Source organism: Terrabacter sp. P5_B1 (assembly GCF_056400505.1).
The window spans coordinates 1-5,068 of sequence record NZ_JBFULD010000306.1; the positions used below are offsets into that span (position 1 = coordinate 1).

The following is a 5,068-nucleotide window of genomic DNA, read 5'->3' on the forward strand; positions in this document are numbered from 1 at the left end:
GCATACGCGCCGTTCCTCGTCGGTCGGGACGACCCCCGACCTGGAGGTCAGCCGATCACGACGAGGAGGTCGCCGCCCTCCACCTGCTGCTGCGAGCCGATCGCGACCCGCGACACGGTGCCTCCGCCGGGGCTCGTGATGTTGGCCTCCATCTTCATCGCCTCGATGGTCGCGACGACGCCGCCGGCCTCGACGGCGTCACCCTCCGCGACAGCGAGCGTGACGACACCGGCGAAGGGTGCGGCGACCTGGCCGGCGGCGCCCGGGTCGGCCTTCTCGGCCGACTTGACGGCCGCCTCCACCGACCGGTCGCGCACCGAGATCGGGCGGAACTGGCCGCCCAGGGTGCACATGACGGTGCGCATGCCCTTGGGGTCGGCCTCGCCGATGGACTGCACGCCGATGATGAGGACCTTCCCGGGCTCGATCTCGACCTCGTACTCCTCGCCCTGCTCCAGGCCGTGCAGGAACTCGACGGTGCCGAGCACCGAGRGGTCGCCGTAGGACTCGCGCGAGGACTCGAACTCCTTGGTCGGGCCCGGGAAGAGGAGCTGGTTGAGCGTCCGCCGCGGTGCCTCTCGGAGGTCCTTCTCCTGCTCCRGCGTCAGCTCGGTCAGCCGCGGCCTCGACCGGCGGCCGGCCAGGGCCTTGGTGCGGAACGGCTCGGGCCAGCCGCCGGGCGGGTCGCCGAGCTCGCCGTTGAGGAAGCCGATGACGGAGTCCGGGATGTCGTACTTCTGGGGATCGTCCTCGAAGTCCTTCGGGTCCGCGCCGGCGCCGACGAGCGCGAGCGCGAGGTCGCCGACGACCTTCGAGCTCGGCGTCACCTTGACGAGGTTGCCCAGGATGCGGTTCGCCGCGGCATACATGTCCTCGATGGCCTCGAAGCGGTCGCCGAGGCCGAGGGCGATCGCCTGCTGGCGCAGGTTGCTCAGCTGGCCGCCGGGGATCTCGTGGAAGTAGACGCGCCCGGTGGGGGAGTCGAGCCCGGACTCGAAGGGCCGGTAGAGGTGGCGCACGGCCTCCCAGTACGGCTCGAGCGCGAAGACGTTCCCGATGTCGAGCCCCGTCGGTCGGTCGGTGTCGTCGGTCGCCGCGACGAGGGCCGAGAGCGAGGGCTGGCTCGTCGTGCCCGCCATGGTGGCGGTGGCGGCGTCGACGGCGTCGACCCCGGCGTCGATGGCCGCGAGAAGGGTGCCGATCTGGCCGCCGGCGGTGTCGTGGGTGTGGAGGTGCACGGGCACGTCGAAGCGCTCGCGCAAGGCCCTCACGAGGCGGGCGGCGGCGGGAGCGCGCAGCAGGCCGGCCATGTCCTTGATGGCGAGGACATGGGCCCCGGTGTCGACGATCTGCTCGGCGAGGTGCAGGTAGTAGTCGAGCGTGTAGAGCTTCTCGTCCGGTGACATGAGGTTGCCGGTGTAGCAGAGCGCGACCTCGGCGACCGCGGTGTTCGTCTCGAGCACCGCCTCGACGGCCGGGCGCATCTGGGAGACGTCGTTGAGGGAGTCGAAGATCCGGAAGATGTCGAGTCCCGTCGAGGCCGCCTCGCGCACGAAGGCGTCGGTGACCGCCGTCGGGTAGGGCGTGTAGCCGACCGTGTTGCGCCCGCGCAGCAGCATCTGCAGCGGGATGTTGGGCATCGCCTCACGCAGGGCGGCCAGGCGCTCCCAGGGGTCCTCGGCGAGGAAGCGGAGCGCCACGTCGTACGTCGCGCCGCCCCACGCCTCCATCGACAGCAGCTGCGGTGTCAGGTGCGAGACGTGCCTGGCCACGTGCAGCAGGTCACGGGTCCGCATGCGGGTGGCGAGGAGCGACTGGTGGGCGTCGCGGAAGGTCGTGTCGGTGACCGCGACGTCCTTCGCCTCGCGCAGGGACCGCGCGAAGGCGGCCGGCCCGTGGGCGACGAGCCGGTCCCTGGCGCCAGCCGGCAGCGGGGCGTCCGGAAGCTGGGGGAGCTTGCTGCGCGGGCGGACCCGCGTCGTGACGGGACCGTTGGGCCGGTTGACGGTGACGTCGGCGAGGAACGTGAGCAGCTTCGTCGCCCGGTCAGCGCTGACCCGCGCCGAGAGCAGCTCGGGTCGCTCGTCGATGAACGACGTCGTCGCGAGACCGTCCTGGAAGACCGGGTCGGCGAGGACGGCCTCCAGGAACGGGATGTTGGTGGAGACCCCGCGGATGCGGAACTCCGCGAGCGCGCGCTGGGCGCGCCGGACGGCGATCGGGAAGGTCATGCCGCGGCACGTGAGCTTGACGAGCATCGAGTCGAAGTGGGCGCTGATCTCGGCGCCGACGAAGACGGTGCCGCCGTCGAGCCGCACGCCGCTGCCGCCGGCGGACCGGTAGACCGTGATGGTGCCGGCGTCAGGCCGGAAGCCGTTGGCGGGGTCCTCCGTCGTGATGCGGCACTGCATCGCGAAGCCCTTGGTGCGGATGTGGTCCTGGCGCAGCCCCACCGACGCGAACGTCTCGCCCGACGCGATCTGCATCTGCATGACGACGAGGTCGATGTCGGTGACCTCCTCGGTGACCGTGTGCTCGACCTGGATGCGCGGGTTCATCTCGATGAAGACGTAGCGGCCGTCCTCACCGAGGAGGAACTCGACGGTGCCGGCGTTGACGTAGCCGATCGAGCGGGCGAACGCGACGGCGTCGGCACACATGCTGGCGCGGGTGTCGGCATCGAGGTTGGGCGCAGGCGCGATCTCGACGACCTTCTGGTGACGGCGCTGCAGCGAGCAGTCCCGCTCGTAGAGGTGGACGACCTCGCCGGTGCTGTCCGCCAGCACCTGGACCTCGATGTGCCGCGGGTTGACCACGGCCTCCTCGAGGTAGAGCGTCGGGTCGCCGAACGCGGACTCGGCCTCGCGCTGGGCGGCCTCGAGCGCGTCGCGCAGGCCCTCGCGCGTCTCCACCCGGCGCATGCCGCGGCCGCCACCACCACTGACCGCCTTGACGAAGACGGGGAAGCCGATCTCGTCGGCCGCCGCCTCCAGGACGTCGAGGTCGGTGCCGGGCTCGGCGCCACGCAGGGTGGGCAGTCCGGCGTCGCGAGCGGCCGCGATGGCGCGGGCCTTGTTGCCGGTGAGGTGCAGCACCGCCGGTGGTGGGCCGATGAAGGTGATGCCGGCCGCTTCGCACGCCTCGGCGAGGAGCGGGTTCTCGGAGAGGAACCCGTAGCCCGGGTAGATCGCGTCGGCGCCGGCCTCGACCGCCTGGGCGACGATCGCCTCGTGGTCGAGGTAGGCGCGGACCGGGTGCCCCTCTTCGCCGATCTGGTAGGCCTCGTCGGCCTTGAGCCGGTGCTCGCTCTTGCGGTCCTCGTAGGGGAAGACGGCGACCGTCCGGGCGCCGAGCTCGGTCGCGGCCCGGAAGGCCCGGACGGCGATCTCACCTCGGTTGGCGACGAGAACCTTGCGGAACATCGGACCTCCAGGGGCCGGGGGCGACGGGGGTGGTCCGCGTCGACCACGTCGGCAGCCTAGTGGCGCGTCGGGTCCATGCGAGTCCGCGTCCCGATCCGGACGAGGCGTCGGGAATGACGTGGACTCTCCGCGCGTTCCTCCTGCATACTGTGGGCTCCACTCCGGTGGAGCGCAGGGCAGCTTGACAAGTGAACAGCGTGACGTGGACACCCCTCATGGGGGTGATCGGTTTCGACGGTGGTCGACACATCAGGGGAAGCGGGTCGAGGATGCAGGGTTATCTCGTAAACGCTCCTTGCAAAACAATAGGTGCCAATTCTTCGCGCACCGACTTCGCCCTCGCCGCCTGAGCGAGCCTCGAAGTCTGTCAGCCTGAGCTAGTTTCCGACTCAGTGCCTGGCATCAGCTAGGAAACTTGCTGCGCAGTCATGTTGGGGGGCTGCGCGGGACTCTTGCTCAACTGGGCCTGTCAGGGGACGTGTGCGTGCGAGCCCTGGGGCCGAGAAAAGCCATAGCGCACTGCACCCGGAGAAGCCCTGGTTTCTCGTCATCGGACGCGGGTTCAATTCCCGCCACCTCCACCACTTTCGTGGTGGCCACGTCACGCTGTCGCTTCGATGCCGCAGGAGGGCGTCCCGTTCGCGGGGCGCCCTCCTGCGTATGCCCTCGGGTTTGTCAGGCCTGCTCGGCCGCGCCGGGACCGGCAGCGGCCTCGGCCGCCATCTGCTCCTTGATCGGGGCCATGTCGAGGTTCTTGACCTGCTGGATGACGTCCTGCAGCGCGGACTGCGGCAGCGCGCCGGGCTGGGCGAAGACGAGCACGCCCTCCTTGAAGGCCATCAGGGTCGGGATGGAGGTGATGTTCGCCGCCGACGCGAGGGACTGCTCGGCCTCGGTGTCGACCTTGCCGAAGACGATGCCCTCGTTGTCGTCACTCTGCGAAGCGGCGTCGTAGACCGGGGCGAACTGTCGACACGGGCCGCACCAGGACGCCCAGAAGTCGACCAGGACGATGTCGTTGTCGAGAACTGTCTTCTCGAAGGACTGCGCGGTCAGGTCAGTGGTAGCCATGTCTCTCCCAACGGATCGTGTGTGGTAGGTATTCCGCCCTCAGCGCAGCTCCCAGGTGACCGTGACGGTGGCCCCGAGGTCGAGGTCGCCGCCCTCGACCGGCATCCCGCCCGCGAGGTCACGGGACGCAGCCATCGCCTTGTAGGCGACCGGCGCGACGGCGCCGGCCTCGGCCACACCTAGGACCGCACCGAGCTGCGAGCCGGAGAGCTCGGCATACTGCTCCGCCTTGTCGCGCGCGTCGGCGAAGGCGGCGTCGCGGGCCCGCCGGAGCCCCTGGCTCCGGTCGGACACGTCGAGCCGCACCTGGTCGACGAGGAGCGCGTTGCCGACCGCGGACGCGGCGGCCTCGAGGATCTCGCCGACCGACTCGAGGGCACGCACCGTCACGGCGAGGCGCTGCTGGGCCGTGAAGCCGATCGCCGTGCCGGTGTTGTCCCAGCGCTGGTTGACGCCCGCATCGAGGGTCCGGATGTCGGCATCGGCGACGTCGTGGTCGCGCACGACCGCCCCCACCTTGACGATGCCCTCGGACGCCCCGGCGAGGGCCGCCGCGACGTCACCGGCGTCGTGAC

General features: G+C 70.6%; 3 protein-coding genes and 1 other RNA gene. 1 reads left to right on the top strand and 3 read right to left on the bottom strand.

Annotation, left to right across the window (positions count from 1 at the left end):
* Nucleotides 1-47 precede the first annotated feature (47 nt).
* Complete coding sequence (locus tag AC1DP0_RS17830) at nucleotides 48-3,422, bottom strand: pyruvate carboxylase (RefSeq protein ID WP_478086984.1); 3,375 nt, start codon at nucleotides 3,420-3,422, stop codon at nucleotides 48-50.
* A 217-nt stretch (nucleotides 3,423-3,639) separates the two neighbouring features.
* On the opposite strand from AC1DP0_RS17830, the gene ssrA reads away from it, so the two are divergent.
* Nucleotides 3,640-4,006: a transfer-messenger RNA gene (gene ssrA / locus AC1DP0_RS17835) on the top strand.
* Nucleotides 4,007-4,097: 91 nt separating this feature from the next.
* On the opposite strand, the gene trxA is transcribed toward ssrA, so the two are convergent.
* Both trxA and AC1DP0_RS17845 read right to left on the bottom strand, forming a co-directional pair.
* Nucleotides 4,098-4,493 carry a thioredoxin gene (trxA, locus tag AC1DP0_RS17840; RefSeq protein ID WP_478086986.1) on the bottom strand — a complete coding sequence of 132 codons (396 nt, stop codon included), beginning with the start codon at nucleotides 4,491-4,493 and terminating at the stop codon, nucleotides 4,098-4,100.
* Between the two features lie 39 nt (nucleotides 4,494-4,532).
* Nucleotides 4,533-5,068: SIMPL domain-containing protein (locus AC1DP0_RS17845; protein WP_478086988.1), on the bottom strand; the 536-nt coding region annotated here is incomplete at its 5' end.

Coding starts and splice junctions, on each gene's coding strand:
- trxA (WP_478086986.1), bottom strand. CDS start 4,493: ATGGCTACCACTGACCTGACCGCGCAGTCCTTCGAGAAGACAGTTCTC.